This window comes from Terrimonas pollutisoli, from assembly GCF_029360765.1.
In the GTDB taxonomy this organism is placed as follows: Bacteria; Bacteroidota; Bacteroidia; order Chitinophagales; family Chitinophagaceae; genus Terrimonas_B; species Terrimonas_B pollutisoli.
In genome coordinates this window covers 181167-203873 of the sequence record NZ_JARKNA010000005.1, presented here as the reverse complement: position 1 = coordinate 203873, position 22707 = coordinate 181167, and the positions used below count along the sequence as shown (strand labels likewise).

The 22707-nt window shown below is 41.5% G+C and carries 21 protein-coding genes; 9 read left to right on the top strand and 12 right to left on the bottom strand.

Annotated elements, in window-relative coordinates:
- Positions 1 to 52: 52 nt before the first annotated feature.
- Entirely contained in the window at positions 53 to 1888 is a 1836-nt protein-coding gene (locus tag P2W73_RS11465; protein ID WP_276502180.1) for an AAA domain-containing protein, read from the bottom strand.
- A gap of 157 nt (positions 1889 to 2045) precedes the next feature.
- The gene (locus tag P2W73_RS11460) at positions 2046 to 3989 is read right to left on the bottom strand and encodes a T9SS type B sorting domain-containing protein (RefSeq protein WP_276502179.1); all 1944 of its coding nucleotides are present in this window, start codon (positions 3987 to 3989) and stop codon (positions 2046 to 2048) included.
- A gap of 254 nt (positions 3990 to 4243) precedes the next feature.
- Between P2W73_RS11460 and P2W73_RS11455 the strand changes: the two genes are divergently transcribed.
- Entirely contained in the window at positions 4244 to 4720 is a 477-nt protein-coding gene (locus P2W73_RS11455) for a Cif family virulence factor (RefSeq protein ID WP_276502178.1), read from the top strand.
- Positions 4721 to 4809: 89 nt separating this feature from the next.
- Here the strand turns inward: P2W73_RS11455 and P2W73_RS11450 are convergent, their stop codons facing one another.
- A complete protein-coding gene (locus tag P2W73_RS11450; protein WP_276502177.1) occupies positions 4810 to 5529 on the bottom strand; it encodes a hypothetical protein in 720 nt (239 codons plus the stop codon).
- 142 nt (positions 5530 to 5671) lie between these two features.
- Here P2W73_RS11450 and P2W73_RS11445 point away from each other — a divergent pair, with 142 nt between their 5' ends.
- Together P2W73_RS11445 and P2W73_RS11440 are read left to right on the top strand one after the other, a co-directional pair.
- Positions 5672 to 6184 carry a GNAT family N-acetyltransferase gene (locus P2W73_RS11445; RefSeq protein WP_276502176.1) on the top strand — a complete coding sequence of 171 codons (513 nt, stop codon included), beginning with the start codon at positions 5672 to 5674 and terminating at the stop codon, positions 6182 to 6184.
- A gap of 17 nt (positions 6185 to 6201) precedes the next feature.
- Positions 6202 to 6855, top strand: coding sequence for a phosphoribosylanthranilate isomerase (locus P2W73_RS11440; RefSeq protein WP_276502175.1), 654 nt, complete (start codon positions 6202 to 6204; stop codon positions 6853 to 6855).
- Here P2W73_RS11440 and P2W73_RS11435 read toward each other — a convergent pair.
- Positions 6847 to 7848: a YpdA family putative bacillithiol disulfide reductase gene (locus P2W73_RS11435; RefSeq protein WP_276502174.1), complete on the bottom strand. Its 1002-nt coding sequence runs from the start codon at positions 7846 to 7848 to the stop codon at positions 6847 to 6849. The two genes, P2W73_RS11440 and P2W73_RS11435, sit on opposite strands and share 9 nt — an antisense overlap.
- Before the next feature lie 182 nt (positions 7849 to 8030).
- Between P2W73_RS11435 and P2W73_RS11430 the strand changes: the two genes are divergently transcribed.
- The 4 genes from P2W73_RS11430 (at position 8031) to P2W73_RS11415 (ending at position 12779) form a co-directional block, all read left to right on the top strand.
- Positions 8031 to 9020: a pyruvate dehydrogenase complex E1 component subunit beta gene (locus P2W73_RS11430; protein WP_276502173.1), complete on the top strand. Its 990-nt coding sequence runs from the start codon at positions 8031 to 8033 to the stop codon at positions 9018 to 9020.
- Between the two features lie 323 nt (positions 9021 to 9343).
- Positions 9344 to 10504 (top strand): sigma-54-dependent transcriptional regulator, encoded by a 1161-nt coding sequence (locus tag P2W73_RS11425; protein ID WP_276502172.1) that lies wholly within the window; start codon positions 9344 to 9346, stop codon positions 10502 to 10504.
- Between the two features lie 190 nt (positions 10505 to 10694).
- Positions 10695 to 12233 (top strand): S26 family signal peptidase, encoded by a 1539-nt coding sequence (locus P2W73_RS11420; protein ID WP_276502171.1) that lies wholly within the window; start codon positions 10695 to 10697, stop codon positions 12231 to 12233.
- Between the two features lie 60 nt (positions 12234 to 12293).
- A complete protein-coding gene (locus P2W73_RS11415) occupies positions 12294 to 12779 on the top strand; it encodes a cytidine deaminase (RefSeq protein WP_276502170.1) in 486 nt (161 codons plus the stop codon).
- Between the two features lie 87 nt (positions 12780 to 12866).
- On the opposite strand, the gene P2W73_RS11410 is transcribed toward P2W73_RS11415, so the two are convergent.
- Positions 12867 to 13364 (bottom strand): methylated-DNA--[protein]-cysteine S-methyltransferase, encoded by a 498-nt coding sequence (locus P2W73_RS11410; RefSeq protein ID WP_276502169.1) that lies wholly within the window; start codon positions 13362 to 13364, stop codon positions 12867 to 12869.
- On the bottom strand, positions 13357 to 13689 hold the full coding sequence (locus P2W73_RS11405; protein ID WP_276502168.1) for a tRNA-binding protein: 333 nt from the start codon (positions 13687 to 13689) through the stop codon (positions 13357 to 13359). The genes P2W73_RS11410 and P2W73_RS11405 overlap by 8 nt, the downstream gene beginning before the upstream one ends.
- A gap of 160 nt (positions 13690 to 13849) precedes the next feature.
- Here P2W73_RS11405 and P2W73_RS11400 point away from each other — a divergent pair, with 160 nt between their 5' ends.
- The gene (locus tag P2W73_RS11400) at positions 13850 to 15292 is read left to right on the top strand and encodes a Gfo/Idh/MocA family protein (RefSeq protein WP_276502167.1); all 1443 of its coding nucleotides are present in this window, start codon (positions 13850 to 13852) and stop codon (positions 15290 to 15292) included.
- 166 nt (positions 15293 to 15458) lie between these two features.
- Entirely contained in the window at positions 15459 to 16898 is a 1440-nt protein-coding gene (locus tag P2W73_RS11395; RefSeq protein WP_276502166.1) for a Gfo/Idh/MocA family protein, read from the top strand.
- A 50-nt stretch (positions 16899 to 16948) separates the two neighbouring features.
- On the opposite strand, the gene P2W73_RS11390 is transcribed toward P2W73_RS11395, so the two are convergent.
- From P2W73_RS11390 to P2W73_RS11365, 6 genes are all read right to left on the bottom strand, one after another.
- The gene (locus tag P2W73_RS11390; protein ID WP_276502165.1) at positions 16949 to 17656 is read right to left on the bottom strand and encodes a methyltransferase family protein; all 708 of its coding nucleotides are present in this window, start codon (positions 17654 to 17656) and stop codon (positions 16949 to 16951) included.
- A gap of 13 nt (positions 17657 to 17669) precedes the next feature.
- A complete protein-coding gene (gene cmoA / locus P2W73_RS11385; protein WP_276502164.1) occupies positions 17670 to 18389 on the bottom strand; it encodes a carboxy-S-adenosyl-L-methionine synthase CmoA in 720 nt (239 codons plus the stop codon).
- 101 nt (positions 18390 to 18490) lie between these two features.
- Positions 18491 to 19357 carry a transglutaminase family protein gene (locus P2W73_RS11380; RefSeq protein WP_276502163.1) on the bottom strand — a complete coding sequence of 289 codons (867 nt, stop codon included), beginning with the start codon at positions 19355 to 19357 and terminating at the stop codon, positions 18491 to 18493.
- 202 nt (positions 19358 to 19559) lie between these two features.
- A complete protein-coding gene (locus tag P2W73_RS11375; protein WP_276502162.1) occupies positions 19560 to 20723 on the bottom strand; it encodes a glycoside hydrolase family 53 protein in 1164 nt (387 codons plus the stop codon).
- 408 nt (positions 20724 to 21131) lie between these two features.
- Positions 21132 to 21998, bottom strand: a complete 867-nt coding sequence (locus P2W73_RS11370) for a hypothetical protein (protein WP_276502161.1) — start codon at positions 21996 to 21998, stop codon at positions 21132 to 21134.
- A 195-nt stretch (positions 21999 to 22193) separates the two neighbouring features.
- Positions 22194 to 22652 (bottom strand): hypothetical protein, encoded by a 459-nt coding sequence (locus P2W73_RS11365; protein WP_276502160.1) that lies wholly within the window; start codon positions 22650 to 22652, stop codon positions 22194 to 22196.
- Positions 22653 to 22707: the final 55 nt, after the last annotated feature.

Genomic DNA, 22707 nt, shown 5'->3' with positions numbered 1-22707 from the left:
GTTTGTATAAAGTATGTCTTGATGCGACATACTTTATTAGTTTTCCGAATAATCATTGCATGTCAAATTCCCATACAGTTCGATAAGTTCCATGCTGCTCTACATAGGTCAAAAACGCATTATAAAAAGCGTCGGCGCCAATTGTTGCGCTGTCACCAATTACAAAGAGCTGCTCCTTGGCCCTTGTTATCGCTACGTTCATCCGGCGATAATCTTTCAGAAAGCCGATATCACCCTCATCATTACTACGCACCAGTGACAGAATTATGTTTTGTTTTTCCTGTCCCTGGAAACTATCAATGGTGCTGATGCGGATCGTTTTTGGCAGCAGTTCCCTGGCGGCAATAACCTGTCCTGAATAAGGAGAAATAAAAGCTGTTGATAAATTGTCCAGTGCTTCCATCTGAATTAATTGGTTGGCAATACTCAATTCGCCTTCGTTTTGCAGGCTGGTGCCATCGGGACCATGCTTCTCGTTATAACCAGAACCGGCTGTATCAATAAAGGTGAGATGTGTTCCTGTATTGATTAAATGCGCAGCGGTTTGCAACAAGCCGTTATAAAAATAATGACTACTAAAGCCGGCAATGGCCTGCCGCATTCTGTATTGAGTATTCAGCAGGAAAATTGCATTCACGGCTGATATAGCTATTTCAAGAATAGACCTGTTAAAGCCAAGCTTCGCAGCCTCGTCACTTAATACAGTAGGTGGCAACTGCCAATGATCACCGGCTAATACAATTTTATTGGCTAATGGGAAAATGCACCATGCCAATGGTTCGATGCATTGCCCCGCCTCATCTATCACCAGGGTTTGAAAATGTAAATGGTCTATACCTGCATCATACAAACCAATTGGTGTGCCTGCTATGACGTCGGCTTCTGTAAAAAGTTTTTCTTCGTTATAGGCTTGCAGCTTTTTTATTTCGTTACGGATATTTTTTACTTCTTTAAATAAAAGATTGCGTTGTTCCCGTTCCGCTTTGCCAAAACTCCGTTTATACTTCAATGCCATTTTGCGGAATTCTTCGGCTCTTATCTTTAATTGTTTGATTTCTTTCTGTTGTTTACTGTTGGCCAGCCGGCCTTCAGGCGTATGAGAAAAGATCGTTTGGTCTACTTTACTCATATTCCCAACACGCAAAACATTTATACCATTTTCAATTAATCCTTTGGCGATATTATCGACGGCCGTATTACTGGGTGCCGACACCAACACTTTTTCACCATTGTGAACGAGTTGTCCAATTGCTTCCACCAACGTTGTTGTCTTTCCTGTTCCCGGCGGACCGTGCACAATCGTGATTTCTTCATTTTGTACAATAGCGGCCACTGCATCCTGCTGGCTTTGATTCAACTGCTTATTTCGAAAAGCTAAAGAAAATGATTGTATGTTGGTCGTTCCGTTTGTTAGTACTATCCCGTCCCTGTGCAGTTGTTCAAAAAGTTTGAACAGCCTTTTATCCGATTCCAGTTCGTTCAGTACTTTTTTCATGATGCTGGTGGTACGTGTATCGGGCGCCAATTTGATGCCCACACCATCATCTTCGATCCAATCAGGAAAATCAGGGGCAAATAACCTGAACTCACCGGTTTTCCCATCAAGGCTCATCAGTATACCTTTTACAGGTTCTTCGCCGGCAATAAAGCATTCGATTGCGGCTCCATCTTTAAATAGATTAGCTTCCGGTGGAAAACCTAGTTTGAAACTGATCTCGGGATAATCAGCATAGCCAAAACTCTTGCGGGTGACAATGATCGGGTGCAGGGCAAGGCCTTCAGCTTTCAAGGCTTTAAGGGTATGTTGCTGATCTAAGCTAAATTTCCTGACCTGCTCTTTTTCTTCCAGGTCTATACATTTCAATAGCGTCTGTACATGCGAATGCATGCGGTGAAAATAGTCAGTAATTATCGCTTAAAAAAAATAGTTGTTCCTGCAGATCTATTGCCAAACCAATACCATAATGACTACGATTCATTCAGGTCTATGTTTGGAAGCAGCGAAACATTATGGAAATTGATCGAATAGGAAGAAGCCAACTCAGTTATCTCACTAAGACGGCCGTTCCCTTCTCCCGGTACACTTTATTATCTACGCCGACACCTTCGGCTATCCATACAAACACCTGGGAACTTTGTGGCTTACCTCCAACAGTGCCATCCCATCCCCGGGGGTTAGAACGAATATCAAAAATAAATTGTCCCCAGCGATTGTATATTCTGAAATACTTCAGCTCTTTGAAGCCCATGGGGATGGGTTTTAAATAATCATTCAGGCCGTCATTATTGGGCGTAAAAGCAGTCGGCACATACACTTTTAACTCTTTTGCAATTTTTACCATTTGGGTATCGATGGTTACGCAGCCACCTTTTGTTTCAATGGTTACGGTATACAAAATATCTTCTGCGCCATTGAAAACAGGAGTAAAGCTAAATGAGTTATCCAGGTAAGTAGCAGGAGTCCATTCGCTTTTAACACCAAAATCTCTTGCGGTTAACTGCAGTGGATATTCTACAATCGCATACTGTACCGGGTACGTAATACCGGGAATGGGGTTTTCAATCGCGATATTCTTTTCGCCTGTTTCAATGCTGCAACCATCATCATTAATGAGCAGCGCTTTGTATGCTCCAGATTTAATGACCTTATAGGTAGGAAGAGTGGCTCCGGGAATAGCTGTGTTGTCTTTATACCATTGGATGCGCTGTGTTGGTTGAATGGAAAGTACAGCGCTGTCGCCGCTGGTGACACAAAAGGCCTCCTTTCCCAATACCGATATCGCCGTATCAATAATAGAAGCTATGACAAGGACCGTATCATTATTTGCACAGCCTCCTCCCAGGCTCCTGGTAGTAAGAACGTAATTAGTAGTAGCAGAGGGTGTGGCCATCGGGTTAGAAATTGAAGGATTAGATAGCCCTTCCGGCGGACTCCAGCTATACGAAAAGCCAGGCTTGGGGTTTAAGCCGATCTGCACTTCTTCGCGGTTGCACGAGAGTGTGTCTTTCCCGGCTTGAGAAATTACTTTTAAGGTATCCACCATAGTTGTGTAGAGTGTATCTAAACAGCCATATCCATTGTACGGGACTACTTCAACAGCCACGGTTGTGCCAAGCGGTGGAGGTGGTTCGATGCGAAGCGTTTGATCCGTTCCAAGTTTTTGAGTAAAGCCGCTGTTAAACCAGGTGTAGTTTTGATACCCCCATGGCGCCGTTATTTGTATAGCCGTATCCTGCGGACAGTATACGTCACCTACAAACTCACTGCTGCATTCGGTGTTAACGTCGACATAGGCATATCCAAAATGGCGGATAAATGTGCAATCAGCTGTTTTAAAAAAAAGCCGGATCGTTTTGCCCGCATTGCCATTTAAATTAATCGAAACAGCGGACCAATCTTTGCACCAGATATTGGTTGTATCCCGCTGGATCGGTGAGATAAAGAAGCCGGGAAGAAGAGACCCATAAGGAATAAAAGTAAAAGATGAGCAGAGGATGAGCTGGTTGTCTGTGACGTTGGTGATTTCCAATTCCAGCCGCGGTTGCTGAAATTGCTGGTGATTGGGATCCTGGAACACGACGGCATAATGATATATGAGCGAATAATTATTTTGATTTGGTGGAATAGTAAATTCATATGAGATACCTTCTGCTTGCCCGCCAGCTTCATCATTTCCCAACCTGATAGAATAGCCACTTCCATTGGGACAGACTACAGGAAAATTACCATAAGGATCTCTATCATTTCCATTTTGTTGCCTGGAATACATGGTGTGTTGGTTAAAGGCAGGTCCATTTGACGGGTAGATATTAATACGATTTTGACCAGAGACCCCCGAAACAGATCCGGCATAACATGTCCAGTTGGCAAATGTGCCTGTTTCAAAATCGATATTGGGTGGGCAAACTTGTGCATCCAAAACATTCCATCCCGATACAGCAATTAGAAGGGGTAAAAATCGTACGGACAAATAAAAAGAACGATTCACATTTATATGAAATCCGCCCGGGTTTTGCACATGTGTTTGTTGAATGTATAAGTTACGAAAAACTTGCGTTAGTCAAAACGGTATTCTTCATTTTTTGGTTGTCTGGGTAAAAACAATTGTTGAGACCCGGATATCCGGAAGTAACGTACAAATCCCATTTGTCTCCTTTTGATAAATGGTCGGTATTTTAAAACCATAGAAACTAAATTGCTTTAGCAGCACATCTATTCAAAAACACAGTTTAAGCTATAATGATGACTAAGAAAATTTACGTTTTCGCTTTGCTCATTTTGACAGATTATAGCTGTACTAATGAATGTCGTTTCAATAAAGAGAGGGACACAGAGGCAATAACTGCATTATTACAGCAGGAGCGCAAAGCACATTTCGACCGGAACGCAGAACTCTTTATGTCGGAGTTCGCGGACAGCATGCTATCGGTTAATAAGGGAAAGGTTTCTGTAGTAAGCCCGGATGAAAACAAAAAAAGGATCACTTCTTATTTTGGAAGTGTTCAATTCATTAAATGGGATGATTCCGCTGCACCTATTATCCGTTTTTCAGATGATGGATCTCTTGCTTATGCAATTGTTCAAAAGCAAGTCATATTAATCCGTCCGGACAGTCTCGGAAAATTATTAACTGATACCACTGATTATGCCTGGGTGTCGATCTATCGGAAAGAAAAAGAGGGATGGAAAATCGAATGTAATGCATCAACCAATAAGTAAGCTATGGTCATGCTTATAAAAATTTCTTCCTGGGTTTAAAAGAGTGAAAAGCCGGCTGGCTTCGGCTTTTCACTCTTATCAAAGAATAGTTATTTAGAACTAAGATCTGTGCGGTAAAAAAGAATTTCACTCCATCGCTTTTCTACATTTTTGGCAAAATCTTCCTGAAACACATCCCAGCTTCCTTCGCCGTTGGCAGCTGTATATCTTTCAGGGAAGGGTTTGCGATAACCGGCTCCTAATTCTTTGAGTCCGGCCTTTAGCCTTGTAACAACAAGAATCTCCGGGGCACCTGAATTACGGGCCTCATACACGGCGATCGATTGTTTACCATCGGTCCATGCTTTTTTCATCTTCTTACCCATATCTAAAACATTTTGAATTTTACCGGGTAATGGCAGGATATGATTAATGATAATCTTTTCCGAATAATCTGTTATTCCTACTGTGCTCAACTCTTCATTGAACTCGGCATAGGAAGAGGTGCCGCGATCTGCCGTGTAAGGCATTACATTTTTTGCCCAATCAGCGGTATGTTCTGCTCCAAGGTTACCGCGGGTATCAAACTCGTCCCAGCTTAGCGGGCCCTCCACTACCATAAATCCGCCTGCATCCGGGCCTGATTGTATATCAAACACACGCCATTTCCAATTACCCACATGATACTTTTGTGCATGCGAGATAAAAGCTTTTTCAAATTCAAGTGACTTGTCAATTTTGGGAAAAACCCGGAATGTGCTTACAATAGTTTTGTTCTGGCTCATTCCAACTGCAGGAATAAGCAGGCAGAGAAGAAAGAACTTTCTCATGATCTGATTTTTTTAAATGATTAAAAAATTAGAGGGTAGTGTTGGGATAGGGGTGGAGCAGAGACAAAAGTTAGCAATAATTGCGAATCTTACCATAATTTTTTTCAGTGCGACTTTCGCTAATATTAAATAGATTGCTTCAATGATTAGTATTCGTTTTGCAACAGGCGGGGATGCCGAATTAATCGCGGATATGAGCCGGCAAACTTTCTATGATACGTTTGCATCTCAAAACACCGTGGAGGATATGAACAAATTTTTGAACGAACAATTTACCCGGGAAGCTTTGATACAAGAGGTGAATACAAAAGATAATATTTTCCTGTTGGCTTATGACCAGGAAGAGCCTGTTGGTTATGCGAGGTTGCGTGAGAATAATAACCCGCCATCTTTGGGAAGTGCCAATGCCATTGAGTTGGCAAGAATTTATGCCACTTCCAACTCGATAGGAAAAGGAGTCGGAAAGGCCTTAATGGAAAAGTGTATCGGGTTGGCAGAAAGAGGTAAAAAAGATTTTATCTGGCTGGGTGTTTGGGAAAAAAATCAGCGGGCCATCGATTTTTATATCAGATGGGGATTCGAAAAATTCGCTGACCATGATTTTGTGTTAGGTAATGACGTGCAAAAAGATTGGCTGATGAAAAAGAAAATTTAGTTATAAAGCGTAAACACATGACTACGAAAATAAAGATATGTTGTATTGCTTCAGTTGAAGAAGCAGCGATGGCCATTGCTCACGGCGCCAATGCCGTTGGTCTTGTCGCAAAAATGCCGAGCGGGCCTGGACCAATAGCCGATGAATTGATAGCAGAGATTGCTGAAACAATTCCTGCGGGGATTGAATCATTCTTATTAACAAGTGAACAGTCTTCACAAAAAATAATTGACCATGTAAACAGAGCCGGTACAACGACAGTGCAGATAGTAGATGAATTGTCGGAAGGGAAATATGAGCACATCCGCGAAGCATTGCCCAAATTAAAAATTGTGCAGGTCATTCATGTGATGGATGAAGAGGCTATCGACCTGGCTGTGCAGCTACAGGAATATGTCGATTATTTTTTGCTGGATAGTGGAAACCCCAAAGCTGCGATCAAAACATTGGGCGGCACAGGCAACACTCATAACTGGGATATTAGCCGGGAATTAGTAAGGGCCGTGAAAGTTCCTGTCTTTCTTGCTGGTGGGTTAAATGCCGGAAATGTAAGCGAAGCCATTCAAAAAGTGCAGCCCTATGGCGTTGATATTTGCAGCGGTGTAAGAACGGAAGGCAAGCTGCATAAACAAAAGCTGGTTGACTTCATTAGGGCCGTACAATCAAACTGATTGTCTTTTTGTTTTTATATCAGCGATTATCCTTTCGGCATGTTCTCTTGAGTTTTCAATAAAAAGACGGTGAGTGTTCATTCCGCCGCAGATCACTCCTGCGAGATATATGTTTTTAATATTTGTTTCGTGGGTTGCTTCGTCATACAGAGGTTTCATCACCTCATCCTGGGATAAACTTATACCGATCCTTTTTAGAAAATCAAGATTAGGTTGATAGCCAGTCAGGGCAATTACCCAATCATTGGCTATCGTAATCATTCCATCAGGGGTATTAATATCGACTTCATGTTCGCGGACAGCAGCAATGGTTGAATTAGTATAAGCAGTAATAGAGCCTTCTTTTATCCGGTTGACAATGTCAGGTCTAACCCAGTATTTTACCCGCTCACCAATATCCTCTTTGCGGATAATCATTGTTACTTCAGCTCCTTTGCGCCAGGTTTCCAGTGCGGCGTCAACGGCCGAGTTTTGTGCGCCCACAACCAATACTTTTTGAAAGGCATAAAAGTGCGGGTCTTTATAATAATGGGTGACTTTAGGGAGACCTTCTCCCGGCACATTTAATAAATAGGGGATGTCATAAAAGCCGGTTGCAATGATTATGTGATCAGCAGTGTAATTTCCCTTACTTGTAATTACCGAGAATGCTGCTCCGGGTTTATTGGTACCAGCAGCGAGTTGATTTACTTCAAGTACTTCCTCAAACAAGTGAATATTTAAATGATGAGAAGTGGTTACACGCCGATAATATTCTAACGATTCGGACCGGGTTGGCTTCGCATTATTGGAAACAAAAGGAACGCCGCCTACTTCAAGCCGTTCTGAGGTAGAAAAAAAAGTCATGTTGACGGGATAGTTGTACAATGAGTTAACCAACGATCCTTTTTCAATAATTAAATAATCCACACCAGCCTTTTTTGCTTCAATGCCACAGGCTAATCCAATAGGTCCACCGCCGATAATAATAATAGGAAAATGAGATGAAGACATAAGCAAATATAAAGAAGACGGGAGTCTGAGACCGGAAGTCAGAAATCCATCGAGGATTAATTTAATCCGTGGACGCATCTTTGAAATTCAGCCTCTTGAATTCCAGCATCTAACCACATTCCTTTTTAGGTTTTATCCGTTCACTCACTTAAATTTGCCCGACTTTTAAAAAGCGTATATACATGGCAAGAACAATCGCATTTCGTGATGCACTTCGTGAAGCAATGTCGGAAGAGATGAGAAGAGATGATAGAGTTTTTTTAATGGGTGAAGAAGTGGCGGAGTACAATGGTGCTTATAAAGTAAGCCAGGGTATGCTAGCCGAATTCGGACCAAAAAGAGTGATCGATACACCCATTGCTGAGCTTGGTTTTGCGGCAGTTGGTGTGGGAGCTGCTCAAAATGGCCTTCGTCCTATTGTTGAGTTTATGACCTGGAATTTTGCTGTATTAGCCTTGGATCAAATTTTAAATACGGCTTCTAAGATGCTGGCAATGAGCGGCGGACAAGTGTCTTGTCCCATTGTTTTTAGAGGAGGAAATGGTTCAGCCGGACAATTGGGTGCTCAGCACTCTACAGCGTTTGAAAGCCTTTATGCCAATATTCCCGGTATTAAAGTAGTATCGCCAAGTAACGGTTATGATGCCAAGGGCCTTCTAAAACAAGCGATCCGTTACGAGGAAGACCCGATAATGTTCATGGAAAGCGAACAGATGTATGGAGATAAAATGGAAGTACCTGAAGAGGAATATTATATTGAGATCGGCAAAGCTGATATAAAGAAACAAGGAAAAGATGTAACAATTGTTTCCTTTAATAAAATGATGAAAGTGGCCATGGCTGCAGCAGCAGAGCTGGAAAAGGAGAATATCAGCGCTGAAGTAATTGATTTGCGTACCATCCGCCCGTTAGACTGGAAAACCATCCTTGAAAGCGTAAAAAAGACTAACCGGCTTGTAATTGTAGAAGAACAGTGGCCTTTTGCATCGGTATCTTCAGAAATCACTTACCAGATTCAAAAAGAAGGCTTTGATTACCTGGATGCACCCATCCGCCGTATTACTGCTGCCGATGCTCCTCTTCACTATGCGCCGAATCTTGTTGCCGGAGCTTTGCCCAGTGTTCCCCGTACAGTAAAAATGGTTAAAGAAGTGATGTACCAGAAAAAATAGTTGACCTATTAAGAGTAAGCCAAGCCCGACAGTCAAGACTGCCGGGCTTATTTTTTGGGACACGTAGTTTTACGCATAATTTTTTTTGCTAATCATGCAGCGTTTTGGGTCTAAATGTGCATCTTTGTTATGGTTTTTCATAGGATATTGGATTTTAAAACGAGGCTGGATTTCTATCCGGCCTCTTATTTTTTACAAACCCCAACCCCTAAAGGGGAGTTAAGAAAACATTCTCTACTATAAGAAATCCCTGACCGAAGCTCGTAGCTCACAGCTGATAGCTCGTAGCTTCTCCCTATTTTTGCCCCCTAAAATCTTTTTGAATGGCTGATATATTGATCATTGACGATGAAAAGGCGATCCGTAAGACCCTTACCGAAATTCTTTCTTTTGAAGGATATAAGCTCGAAGAGGCAGCAGATGGTGAAGAGGGATTGAAGAAATTTAAGGAAAAGGCTTTTGACCTCGTATTGTGTGATATTAAGATGCCCAAACTGGACGGCATTGAGTTTTTACAAAAAGCTGGAGAAACAAATCCCGATGTTCCCATCATTATGATCTCGGGTCATGGAAATATAGAAACGGCAGTGGAAGCTGTTAAGAAAGGAGCGTATGATTTTATTTCTAAGCCACCGGACCTTAATCGTCTACTAATTACCATTCGTAATGCTATGGAACGTAGTAGTCTTGTAACCGAGACTAAAGTGCTGAAAAGAAAAGTGAGCCGTGTGCAAGAGATGATTGGGGAATCGCAACCTATTCAGCGAATAAAAGATACCATTGAAAAAGTAGCACCCACGGATGCCCGCATTCTTATCACAGGTGAAAACGGTGTGGGAAAAGAGTTGGTAGCTCGTTGGATACATGAGAAAAGTAATCGTGTAAGTGGACCTTTGGTAGAGGTAAACTGTGCAGCCATTCCGACGGAGCTGATAGAAAGTGAATTGTTTGGACATGAAAAAGGTTCGTTTACATCAGCTGTAAAACAGCGGATCGGTAAGTTTGAGCAAGCTAATGGCGGCACTTTGTTCCTGGACGAAATTGGTGACATGAGCCTCAGTGCACAGGCCAAAGTATTGCGGGCTTTGCAGGAAGGAAAGATCACCAGGGTAGGTGCCGATAAAGATATTAATGTAGATGTACGGGTGATTGCAGCTACCAATAAGGATCTGCTGAAAGAAGTAGATGAAAAATTATTCCGTCTCGATCTCTATCACCGCCTAAGTGTAATATTGATTCATGTGCCGTCATTAAATGAAAGACGTGATGATATTCCTGTTTTGGTTGACCAGTTTTTGCAGGACATCTGCAGCGACTATGGTATTGCCAAGAAAAATATTGATGAGGATGCCATTCGTTTATTGCAGGATTATGATTGGACCGGTAATATTCGTGAATTAAGAAACGTGGTAGAACGACTGGTTATTCTTTCCGCTAAAACCATTACCAGCGAAGATGTCAAAAGCTATGTAATGCCGAGATAAGTTTTGATGTTTTAAAGTTCTGAGTTGCAGATGCCGGCCGAATTTTCTGAAATAAAAACTGTTGACGTCTTGACATAAACAGTTCAGGACTTTAAAACTACCTTTCACTCTCTTTCACAAAACTTTCATCCACACAATTTTGATGAGCCAATTATTATAATACTTTTGACCCTTAAATAAAACCAGGCTCATGCCTTTACAACATTTACTCATTATTTATCTTATCGGTACTTTACTTGTTTTCCTCCCTTCATTTGGTTTGGCAAAGCTGTTTACAAAAGCAGGTGAGCAATCCTGGAAAGCTTATGTGCCTTTTTATAATACCTGGGTGATGCAGGATATTGCTAAACGTCCAAAGCACTGGGTTTTCTGGCAATTTATTCCCGTAGTTGGTTGGTTTATTTCTCCCGGTATATTTATTGAATTCGCCAAGGTATTTGGAAAGTTTTCACTGGGTCATCATACGATGGCGGCTTTGTTAGCTCCTTTTTATTTTCCCTGGTTGGCAAATCATAAAGACACGAGGTTTGTCGGAGCTGAAGTGGCAAGAAAACAGAAGAAAGCCGTGTGGAGAGAGTGGGTGGATGCAGCCATTTTTGCGATTGTCGCCGCTACCTTGATCCGTACATTTATTTTCGAAGCCTATACCATTCCATCCGGATCAATGGAAAAAACGTTGCTGGTAAGAGATTTCCTTTTTGTCAGCAAATTGAGTTATGGGCCCCGTATTCCTAACACACCATTATCGGTTCCATTTGTACATAATTACCTGCCTGTTACAAATGGTAAATCTTATTCAGAAATGATCAAGCTTCCTTATACCAGGTGGTTTGCGGCAATGCCAAAAAGAGGAGATGTGGTAGTATTTAATTTTCCTGCGGGTGATACGGTGATCCATGCCGAAGGGTTTGAATCAGCTTACCCATATTATGATATTAAGCGTAAAGCTGCAGCGGGTTCAAGGGATGATCAAATGATTCTTGCTGATCCGCAAAACTTCCCCATAGTAGTTCATCCGGTTGACAAAACGGATAATTATATTAAACGGTGCGTCGGCGTTGCTGGTGACACGTTGGAAGTAAAAGAAAACATTGTATATATAAATGGAGTGAAGCAGGAACTTCCGCCACATTCAGAAATGTATTACCTGGTGACGCTTAATGCAACTTCGCTTGACGAAGATGTGATGCGGGATGAGTATAATCTTGATATAGATAAAGGCGATTATGGCCTTACAGGAAGGCCCGGAGAATATCGTATGCTTCTTACTGCAGCTGCCAAAGAAAAAATGCAAAAAAATGGGTTGATAAAAACAATTGTCACTGATGTTAATTATCCTGGCAGCGCTGGTGTTTTTCCGTATGACACAGTTGCGTCGCACAATGCGTGGACAAGGGATAATGTCGGCCCGATTTGGATCCCTAAAAAAGGAGCTTCATTGAAACTTACGCCGGAAAATTATTCGATCTATGAACGAGCTATTCGTGTGTACGAAAGAAACGATTTTGTCAGCAGGGATGGCAAATTTTTCCTGAATGGAAAAGAAGTTACAGACTATACTTTTAAAATGGATTATTTCTGGATGATGGGAGATAACCGGCAGGGATCGCAGGATAGCCGTTACTGGGGATTTGTGCCAGAGGACAGGATTGTTGGAAAAGCCTGGATGATCTGGTTTAGCTGGGAAGGCGGCCCCCGATGGAGCAGATTCTTCAATATTGTCAAATAACAATTCGAACCCTCTGGCATACCAGAGGGTTTTGTTTTAAATACTTAGTATCTTAAAGCCATGAGCGAACACAAATTCGAATTTGCTTACGAGGTATATAACAACATAGGTGAATTGACAAAAGAAGATGCTGATCTTTTAATGAAAGCGAGATCGGTAACGAAACAGGCGTATGCTCCTTATTCTAATTTCTTTGTTGGTGCGGCTGCCAAATTAATGAATGGAGAAATTGTATTTGGTACCAACCAGGAAAATGCTTCTTATCCTGTTGGCATTTGTGCCGAAAGAGTTTTATTGGGTAATGCAGCAACCTTATTCCCCAACATCGCTATTGATACGATAGCTATCAGCTATGATAGTAAGGAAGTAAAAAGTGATCACCCCATTTCTCCCTGTGGCATGTGCAGGCAGGCTTTGCTGGAGTATGAAACGAGGACGCATAAATCGATACGATTAATTCTTGCCGGCCAGGAAGGAGAAATTTATGTGGTTAAAACTGCTGGTTATTTGCTGCCATTCGCTTTTAATAGCAGTGAGTTGATATAAGACGTTTGTGGCTCTTTGTTTATGCATCAATTGATACCTGATAGCTGTAAGAAATATTCAATCGTTTATGAAACAAAAAACCATAAACTAGAAAAGCGTTTGCACCCCATATGCCACTTTCATCTCGTGTTCCAATAACCATTTCTTTCGCCATAGACCACCACCATATCCGATCAACTCCCTGTTAGCGCCAATTACCCGGTGACAGGGCACAACAATGGCGATGTTATTTTTTCCATTAGCACTAGCTACGGCTCTTGTGGCTTTTGGGTCGCCGGTCTTGATAGCCAGTTGGAGATAGCTAATCGTTTTGCCATAAGGAATCGTCATTAAGCAGTTCCATGTTTCCTGTTGAAAGGCTGTGCCGGGTTGGTTGATAGGAAAATCAAAGACTCTTCTTTCACCATTAAAATATTGAATCAACTGTTCAACGCATTGTATCAGCAATGGAGGCATTTCTTTTTTGCTGCCGGGCTGTTTTTGGGTGGCGTCATGAAAACTTATCTCACTGATATATTCAGGAGTGCCGGATATTTTTAATATACCGACCGGAGAATGATAATATGTGGTATAGGTTTCAGCCAACTTTCATCCCGTTTGTAACAGGCTTTCCGGGTTGTAATAAAATTACATTTTTGTTTTCATCATACACACCCAGCACAAGACATTCACTGACAAAATCCGCAATCTGTTTAGGCGGGAAGTTGACCACTGCAATCACTTGCCTGTTCAATAGTTCTTCCCTGGTGTAAAGGGCAGTGATTTGAGCAGAAGATCTTTTTAACCCGATCCCGTTTCCAAAATCAACTACCAGTTTATAAGCAGGTTTACGGGCTTTAGGAAAATCATTTACTTCTACGATCGTGCCTGCACGCATATCAATTTTTTCAAAATCATCCCAGCTTATCATGGATTGTTTATGGTTTATTTATTGAATAAATGAAGTCACTTAAACTAACAATAGTTATCTTAAAAAGATTATTAAAATCACTTCTTTCACGAAACTAAAAACACTAAACTAAAAGGGATAATCATTTTTATATTACCTTAAAGCCCAAAATTTTTGCCGTATGAATAACAGGAAGAAAAAGATTTCCCGCCGTGATTTTCTCCGTAACTCTTCAGTCTTCGGCGCCGGTGTTCTTATTCTTCCCCGCCACGTTTTAGGAGGCAAAGGTTTTATTGCCCCCAGTGATAAATTAAATATTGCTGCCATTGGCGCAGGAGGAAAAGGCTCCTATAATATTCAACAAGCATTTAATAAAGGCGCTGAAAATATCGTGGCCCTATGTGACGTGGATGATCGCATGGCCGCAGATAGCCGCAAAAAACATCCTGGCGCAACCTATCATAAAGATTTCAGAGTGATGCTCGACAAGCAGGCGAAAGAAATTGATGCCGTCATCATCAGCACACCCGATCATATGCATGCTGTCCAGGCGCTGCCCTGTATGCAATTGGGAAAGCATGTGTATTTAGAAAAACCTTTGACGCACGACATCTATGAAGCCAGGATATTGACACAGGCCGAAAGGAAATATAAAGTGGTTACGCAAATGGGTAACCAGGGAAGCAGTGGTGATGATACAAGAAATATTGAAACATGGGTTCAGACCGGATTGATTGGGAACGTTCATACCGTGGATGTATGGACCAACAGACCGGTGTGGCCTCAAGGTATTTCAAGACCAACGGGCCAATTTGAGGTGCCGAAAGAATTAGATTGGAGCCTATGGCTTGGTACAGCTCCTGTGAGAGATTATAATCCCATTTATGTACCGGCTAACTGGCGTGGTTGGGTTGACTTCGGTACTGGTTCACTCGGTGACATGGGTTGTCACTTTATGGATGTTCCTTACAGAGCGCTGAAACTTGGTTACCCGGTATCAGTTGAGTGCAGTGTCAGTTCTGTATTTACTGGTTTTTTCCAGGAAGTATTTAATACCGATAGTTACCCTCCGTCCTCTAAAACACATATACAATTTCCAAAACGTAATAATTTACCAGCAGTCGAGATGATCTGGTATGATGGCGGCATCAAACCCAAGCGGCCGGTTGAATTATTGCCTGATGAAGAAATGGGAGAGTGGGATGGCGGCATCATCTTCGAAGGAACGAAAGGAAAAATCATGGCAGGTCTCTGGGGAAGAAACCCAACCCTGTTGCCAACCCGCAAGATGAAAGAAGTTAAACTGCCATCCTCCAAAAGGCCCAAAGTAGAACGTGGTGTAGAAGGTCATCAAACACAATGGACCAATGCCTGTAAAAAAGGATATGGTGCCTATACCAGTTCGCCCTTTTCCGAAGCCGGACCGCTGACTGAAACGGTATTGATGGGCAATCTGGCTGTGTTAAGTTATAACCAGGTTGTGAAAGATGCAAAAGGAGATAATAAATTTCCTGGGCGGAAAAAACTCTTATGGGACGGGGCCAATATGAAGATTACCAACTTTGAACCAGCTAATCAATTTGTAAAAAGAAATTATGCCCATGATTGGAAGCTGGAATTATAAGCAGGAAATGTTGATTTAAACCAGCCATGGCAATCAACCTTAAGCAGACCCTGAACTTTTTAATTCACAGAACTCCTAGCTAAAACCTTATAGCTTTGTTTTTTCGAACAATTTCTTAGTTATATTGCATTTCATAAACTCTAACAAGAAAAAATAACAATTGCCGATGAAAAAGAAAAACAATGTTTCGGATTCCCGTCGCAGGTTTATCAGGAACACCTCTGTAGCTGCTGCCGGTTTTTTTATTGTGCCTCGTCATGTATTGGGAAGAGGATTTGTTGCACCGAGTGATAAACTGAATATCGCCGGGATAGGTGTTGGCGGTAAGGGTCAAAGCGATTTAACTGAATTTGCCAAAAGCCCGAATGTAAACATTGTTGCTTTGTGTGACGTAGACGACAGGCAGGCAGTGAAGTCTAGAGAAAGATTTCCCAAGGCAAATTATTACAAAGATTTCCGTGAAATGCTGGCAAAAGAAAAAAATAATTTCGATGCCTGCTCTATTTCAACCCCCGATCATACTCATGCCGTGGCAACATTAGCTGCTATGCAACTGGGTAAACATGTGTACACGCAGAAGCCACTCACTCACGATATTTATGAGGCCCGGATATTAGCACAGGCTGCAAAAAAATATAAAGTAGTAACCCAAATGGGTAACCAGGGTGGTTCTGGTAATGGTGTTAGACAAGCGAAAGAAATGTATAACGCAGGAATGATTGGTGATATCGTTGAAGCACATGCATGGACCAACAGGCCGGTTTGGCCACAAGGTCTTCCAACTCCAACGGGGAAATTTGATATTCCAAAAGAACTGGATTGGGATCTGTGGTTGGGCACTGCAAAAGCAATGGATTTTAACCCTGCTTATCTTCCATTTAACTGGCGTGGCTGGTGGGCTTTTGGTACCGGTGCTTTGGGTGATATGGCTTGTCATATCATGGATCCTATTTATCGCATCCTGCCAATTGATTATCCTGATTCTGCTGAGTGCAGTGTAGCCAACATTTGGAAAGATATGTGGGCCGAGGGAAACTATGTTGATAGCTGCCCTCCATCATCCATCATTCATCTGAACTATCCACGGAAAGATAAAAAAGGAAATATCAAAGTATCCTGGCATGATGGTGGTTTATTGCCGCAACGCCCTGATGAGTTATTACCCGGTGAAGCATTCGGCAACTGGGATGGTGGTGTATTGCTGGTGGGTACCAAAGGAAAAATGTTGATGGACTGCTATGGTGCAAATCCAAGGCTACTGCCGACTATGTTGATGAAAGAAAAAACAATGCCCAAAGAAACCATCAAACGTGTGCCTGAAGGACATTACCTGCAATGGGTAAATGCTTGTATCGCCGGTTATGGAAAAGGTGAAACCAGTTCACCATTTGAATATGCAGGACCATTTACTGAAAGTATTTTGATGGGTAACCTGGCTATCCGTAGTTCAATGATGGTGAATCCTAAACTGAAAGGTTGGGAAGACAAATATTTGGGCCGTAAGAAATTGTTGTGGGATGCAAAAAATATGAAGATCACCAATTTTGATGAAGCCAATCAATTTGTAAAAAGAGAATACAGGGACGGCTGGAGCTTAACCTTGTAAAATGTAATAAGAAATGAAAGCCCGGTATTGAAAAATGCCGGGCTTTTTATTTAGTCACTCACGATCTTTTTTGATTTTTTCATGTACCGTACAAGCAAGTAGAGAAAGAGCAGAAGCACAAGTAACATAATAAATGTTCTGACATTTCCCTGGAAGTCGAAGCGGTCATCATGATTGTAAAAATGTTTTGCTACAATTAGTACGGCTCCTGACATCCAAATATAAGTGGACGTGTATTCCCTGATCACAACCCGCTTCCATTTGAATTCCATGCTGGCCATTGTTTTTCCAATACCAGAAAGATTGGGTATCCATCGATTCACCCTGCTGCAATAATCGTCGAAATCCTGGCCAAATTTATTTCGCAGAAAATTTTCTTCGGCTAATACAATGGCCTGGTAAAAGAATAAAAAAAGCGGTGTGGCAATAGCCATAAAAATTAGCGAGTTAGAAGCAACGCCCAGACCTGCGAGAATAAGGATATTGCCTACATACAAGGGATTGCGGCAATGCGAAAAAATGCCGGTTGTCACTAATGTCTCTGCATGCACCCGGCGATTTTTTCCACCGCGGATAATATATACCAGGCCGATGGTGATGATGCGAATCAACTGGCCGATTAGCGTTATAGTAAATCCGATCGCCATAGCAGTTACAGGGTCACTAAAAACTTCAGGTGAGGGAATAAAAAGAATTAAATAAAAAAGCGGGAACAACCAGTTGCGGTTGTGAAAAAGTAAGTTACCGAGCTTAACCATTGTTGTTGAATTTCTATTTTACGGCGATCATGCCGCAGAAGTTATACCATTTAAAAAATGTTTCGACATGGCGGAATCCTTTATTAAAAAGCAGCTCGCGGTTTTCCATCAGCTTATAGGGGATCAGCACATTTTCAAGTGCCTCCCGCTTCTGCGCAATTTCCATGTCATTGTAATGATTTCTTCTTTTGAAATCATAATAGTATTTAATAAACTGGCGGTTGAAAAGCGAATCTTCACCCAGCACTTTTTCGATTAAAATAAAGCAACCATTATCATTCATTTGCCGGTGAATTTCTTCTACCAATTTTTCGCGGTATAAAGGTCGTATGAACTGCAAGGTGAGACACATGATCACTACTGAGGCGTTTTCAATAGTAACTCCTTTGTTGAGGTCGGCATACTGTAACTCAAAATTTCTTTTCACTCCATTAGATTCAAAATTGGTCCGGCACTTTGCCAGCATTTCTTCGCTGTTATCGAGGCCGATAAAGTCGATATCAGGTGGCATTACCTTATCAAGATTGATCAATGTAGTACCGGTAGAACAGCCGAGATCGTAAATGCGGGTGCCAGGGACAGCGAAATCAGCAGCTATTTCGGTCATCATCCTTTGCATCTCCAGGTAAAAAGGAACTGACCGGGTCACCATATCGTCAAATACCTGGACTACGTTGTTGCCAAACTTAAAATCTTCTGCCTCTTTTGGCCGTTTAAAAATATCATCTTGCATGTAAATACAATTTCAGGAAACAATGGGGCGAAAGATACAGTATATCATTGAAAACTGCGCGGCGTATGGTCAATTTCTGTTCTTCGTATCGACAGCAATAGTTAATCCAAAAGCGATGCCAGCTCCAATAGTTCTTTTTGTTTATAGAATTCCTTTTCGTTATCGAAGCATTTAGCAAACTCTTCCAATAATTGAATGATGACCTGCTTGTTCATTTGGGGTTTGAAATAGGCGTCTACCGGGTGAACAGATATTCGTTTAAGATAGCTTTCAACATCCTGGTGCGTAAAAACCTGGCCAGATGTTGGATCGATAAAGAACTCAACTTTATGTAACGGGTCAGGGAGATTTTCTTCAGAATAACCGGGTTTGAAATAGGCGATCACAAATTGTTTGGGTAAATGAATTGCCCTCACCGGTATATCCAGTAATTCGCAGAGAAGAAGATAAAGGATACCATTACTGATTTGATTGCCTCTTTTTGCTTCCAATGTTTTATGGAGCAAAAATTCATTAGGCTCGGTGTAATTTGTTTCACTTCCCTTCAGCCCATAATAGCTGTAAAGAATACTTGTTACAATATTTACCTGTTCCAGCGGCGTCAGGTAATTATTTAATTCAAGCCAGATATTGCGGCGGATCTTTTCGATTTCCTGCAGCACTGGTGTAGTAGAAAGATCAGGATATTGAAACTTGGCCACCAGCAATGCGCCTAGCATTAAATCGTGATGCCCGGAAATATTCCACTGCCGAAAGTCCTCGGTAAGATCTTTAAAGTGTAACCGATGTATTAATAATTCAATTCTTTCCTGCGTATGTTCCTCGGGGGTTGTTTCCCACAAATGTTCCAGGTTGGGAATGATGGGTTTGCCATAGTCGACGATCTTTTCCGATACAACATCAAAAACCTCCTGGTCGGGGTCATCCAACAATTGAAGCAGTGCTGTTATCTCATTATTTGTATCCATCGCCGTTTACTGCACAAGGTCTCTATTGCCGATGAAAATTAATAGTTAAACTTTTCCACAGGGGTGAAGAAGGTTTATGATGATAATAAAAATCTTCATACTCTTCAAATGTCCTGTGGGGCTATTAGCATTAATAACAACCTTTAGTCAATGCAAAATTAACGCCACTCATAAAAATCGTCATTGCCATCAAAATATTCAATTATAAGCCCACATAAGGGTAAGACATATATTCAACAACCGGCAATGCATTTCCTTTAAAATCAAAAAAAGCATTGTTTTCCCAGGATGAACCCTTTCCCCAACCGTCATTCAGATTGGAACTTATCCAGGCCGGCTCCCAATACATGATCCCGGTTCCTCCCCCGTTGATGATTGCCTGCACAAGGTCCTTCATATATCGGTATTGCTCCTCCGGAGAAATATTGTATCCTGCAGCTTTGTCATTCGCCGAGATGATGTTGTTATAACTATCGGCATTATCTCCTGACCACGGGTAGGCTGTTTCTACCACCATTACCTGTTTGCCATATTTCGTTTTCAATGCCCTGATATTTTTTTCTACCTCATCCATTGTTTGGATTGTTGACCATTTTGCATAGTGGGAAAGCCCCAGGATGTCAAAATCAGTCACGGCATTTATAGTAAGGTTATTGGCCCAATACTCCGCATTTTGTAGTTGGGCTACGTGCAATATGATCTTTGGCTGAATAGGGGAATGACGGGAAAAATCTCTTACAGCTTTGATCCCGCTATTAAGCAAAGCAGCAAAATTTTTAAAATTATTGTTGTCCGTTTTCCCAACCGGCCAAAGCATGCCGTTATTTGTTTCGTTGCCTACCTGTACCATTTCGGGAACAAGATTTTTATCTTTCAGATAGTTTAAAACAAAGAGTGTATAGTTGTAAACCGAATCTTTCAGCGTTTCAATTGGAAGGCCTTTCCAGGCTGCCGGAGTTTCCTGGTGAGCCGGATCAGCCCAGCGATCAGAATAATGGATGTCGAGATTGACGGCCATTCCGTTTTCTTTGGCCCGCCGTATTGTTTTTTCTACGCCGTTGAGGTCATTATAGTTTTTTCCGTTGTTAAGGTCAGCCACCCATTTCGGATCATGCCACAATCTCACTCTCACCGTATTAGCACCCCGATCTTTTAAAAGCTTAAATGGGTCCTTCATTTTCCCGGAATCCCGGTATATGCCGCCATAATCTTCCACCTGGTTCACATACGAAAGATCGACCCCCATGCAAAACTGTCCCCATCGATAAAACTTCCGGTTGGTATCCTTATCCGGCACATTTTTTTTACAGGTATTAGCCGATAACAACAGGGCCAAAACCGTAATAAGATAAAAGGGATATTTCATCCGTATATTTTTTATTGATTTTGGCTGGTACCTGTCCCGAACTGGCTTCGGGATGGAACGCCCTATCAATCCCCTCCATGTTTCCAAAACTTTATATGGACGTTTCATGTTGCAGGTATTGCGAACGATTTAGAATCCGAAAATTTTATCCACAAAATACATTTTTGGTTCGTTTTCTGAGGCTTTTATACAACCCACTTGTAGTCCAGCCTTCATCCACCTTCCACCGCACGGTGTACTCATGAAGCTTCTCTCGTACCGCGAACTATTTAATTGGTTTATTCAAAGAACTCATCAGGAAAAAGGTTTCTATACAATATTCCATACTTTATTTATACCTGTGAAAACAAACCCAAAAAAGCCCCGCATTTACGGGGCTTTGCTATTATTAAAATACTACACAGAACTTTATTGAGAGGCTTGCTGGTACAATACCAGTTTCCAAAGTTCTGACATGACCATTTCCCTGTTCTTGTCAATGGACGAAAATAGCTTATCAACGCTTACTTTGGGAAAAACTTTTTTCAGCGCTTCAGGATATTTGCCATCCACCATCATATCGAGATTGTCATAAAAATTGGCACAAACGAAATTGTAAGGAGTACTGGTATTGTACGGCATCCAAAGTGAATAAAAACCCCATTGACTCATCGCATTTAATTTGATTCGTTCTTTATGGATGAGCCGGAAAGTATCCATTTCCATTTTGACATATTGATTTTCCCGGTTTGGTTTTGATTTCATAAATGCCAGTTCAATGTATTGATTGGGCGGAGATTTCTGCAAGGCCGCGGAATCAGCAAAGCCAATGGCGCCATAGATTTGGCGTTTAACGAATGTGCGGTTTTCCCTTGACTGCGTATAAAAATCATCGAAGAATTTTTCGTCACGGCCGGCAAATGCTTTGTGCAGGGCGCTATCAAAAGGATAGGGATCTTCGAAGAGATTTTTAAATTTATTGGTGATACTAACAGTTGCATAGTCATATTCAGTTTCACTACCCGTAGGCATTAATACCCGGTAAAAATACCACGCAAGCCAATGGCCGCTTTTGCATCGTTCCTGCTGTACCTTACTGTTTACTTCTCTCATTTGTTTTAAGAACTGGTCATTTTTTCCCGGGTTTACTTTAAAAAACATGACACTGGTATACACAGCCTGTCCTTCCTGTGCATAAACAATTTTGAAATGAAATAGCAGGAAAACAAAAAGAATGAGGGACGCCCGGCGAATGGCAGCAAGTGATAGCTGTACGCCTCTGTGAGTTTGTTTCATAATAATTTGTTTTAAAACAGTTAACAAATGAAACACTTCAGGACCGTAGATTTTGACGGGGTAGAGGTTGTCGGGAGGATTGGCTACTAATTCGAAGTATTAAACCGGGAGGATTGATAGATGTGTGTTAAGTTACAGCTTTATCATTTGCTGAAAAACTTTTTATCAGATTTTGTTTGCAATCCCAAAATGGATCTATTGACAATTACTTTTCACAAAATAATACCCCGCTGTATTTGTAATGCGGTACTCATTATTACTTTCGGGATCTCTTTTGAACGTAAATCTTTGTTTTGGCCTGTCTTGATAAAAAAGAGTAAGTATATTTTTATTTAATTCATATCGGCCGGTGAGTAATTCGATTTCTTTTAATTTTGAATTATAGTCGTAAAATTCGAATGTACTATCTTTCGAGAAGGAGATTGTAATATTTCCTTCCCGGATTGCCGCCCAGCAGCCTGCCAATGTATCCAAAGTAGATTCAAGATTTTCAAAGTAATCATCTGATTTTACTGATGCACCTCTAAGGTCAATCGTGTCGTAATCAGTTAACGAATCTTTGCTGGCTTGGCCAACCGGTTTTTCGTCCATGTTATTGCAAGCAACCAGGCTTAAGATTGCCAGGAAGATCAAAACACCAAAGTGAATTTTCATATTTGTTAATCCTATGGGGGTTAGCTGTAAGTAGTTTTTGGCAGAATAATTTTCA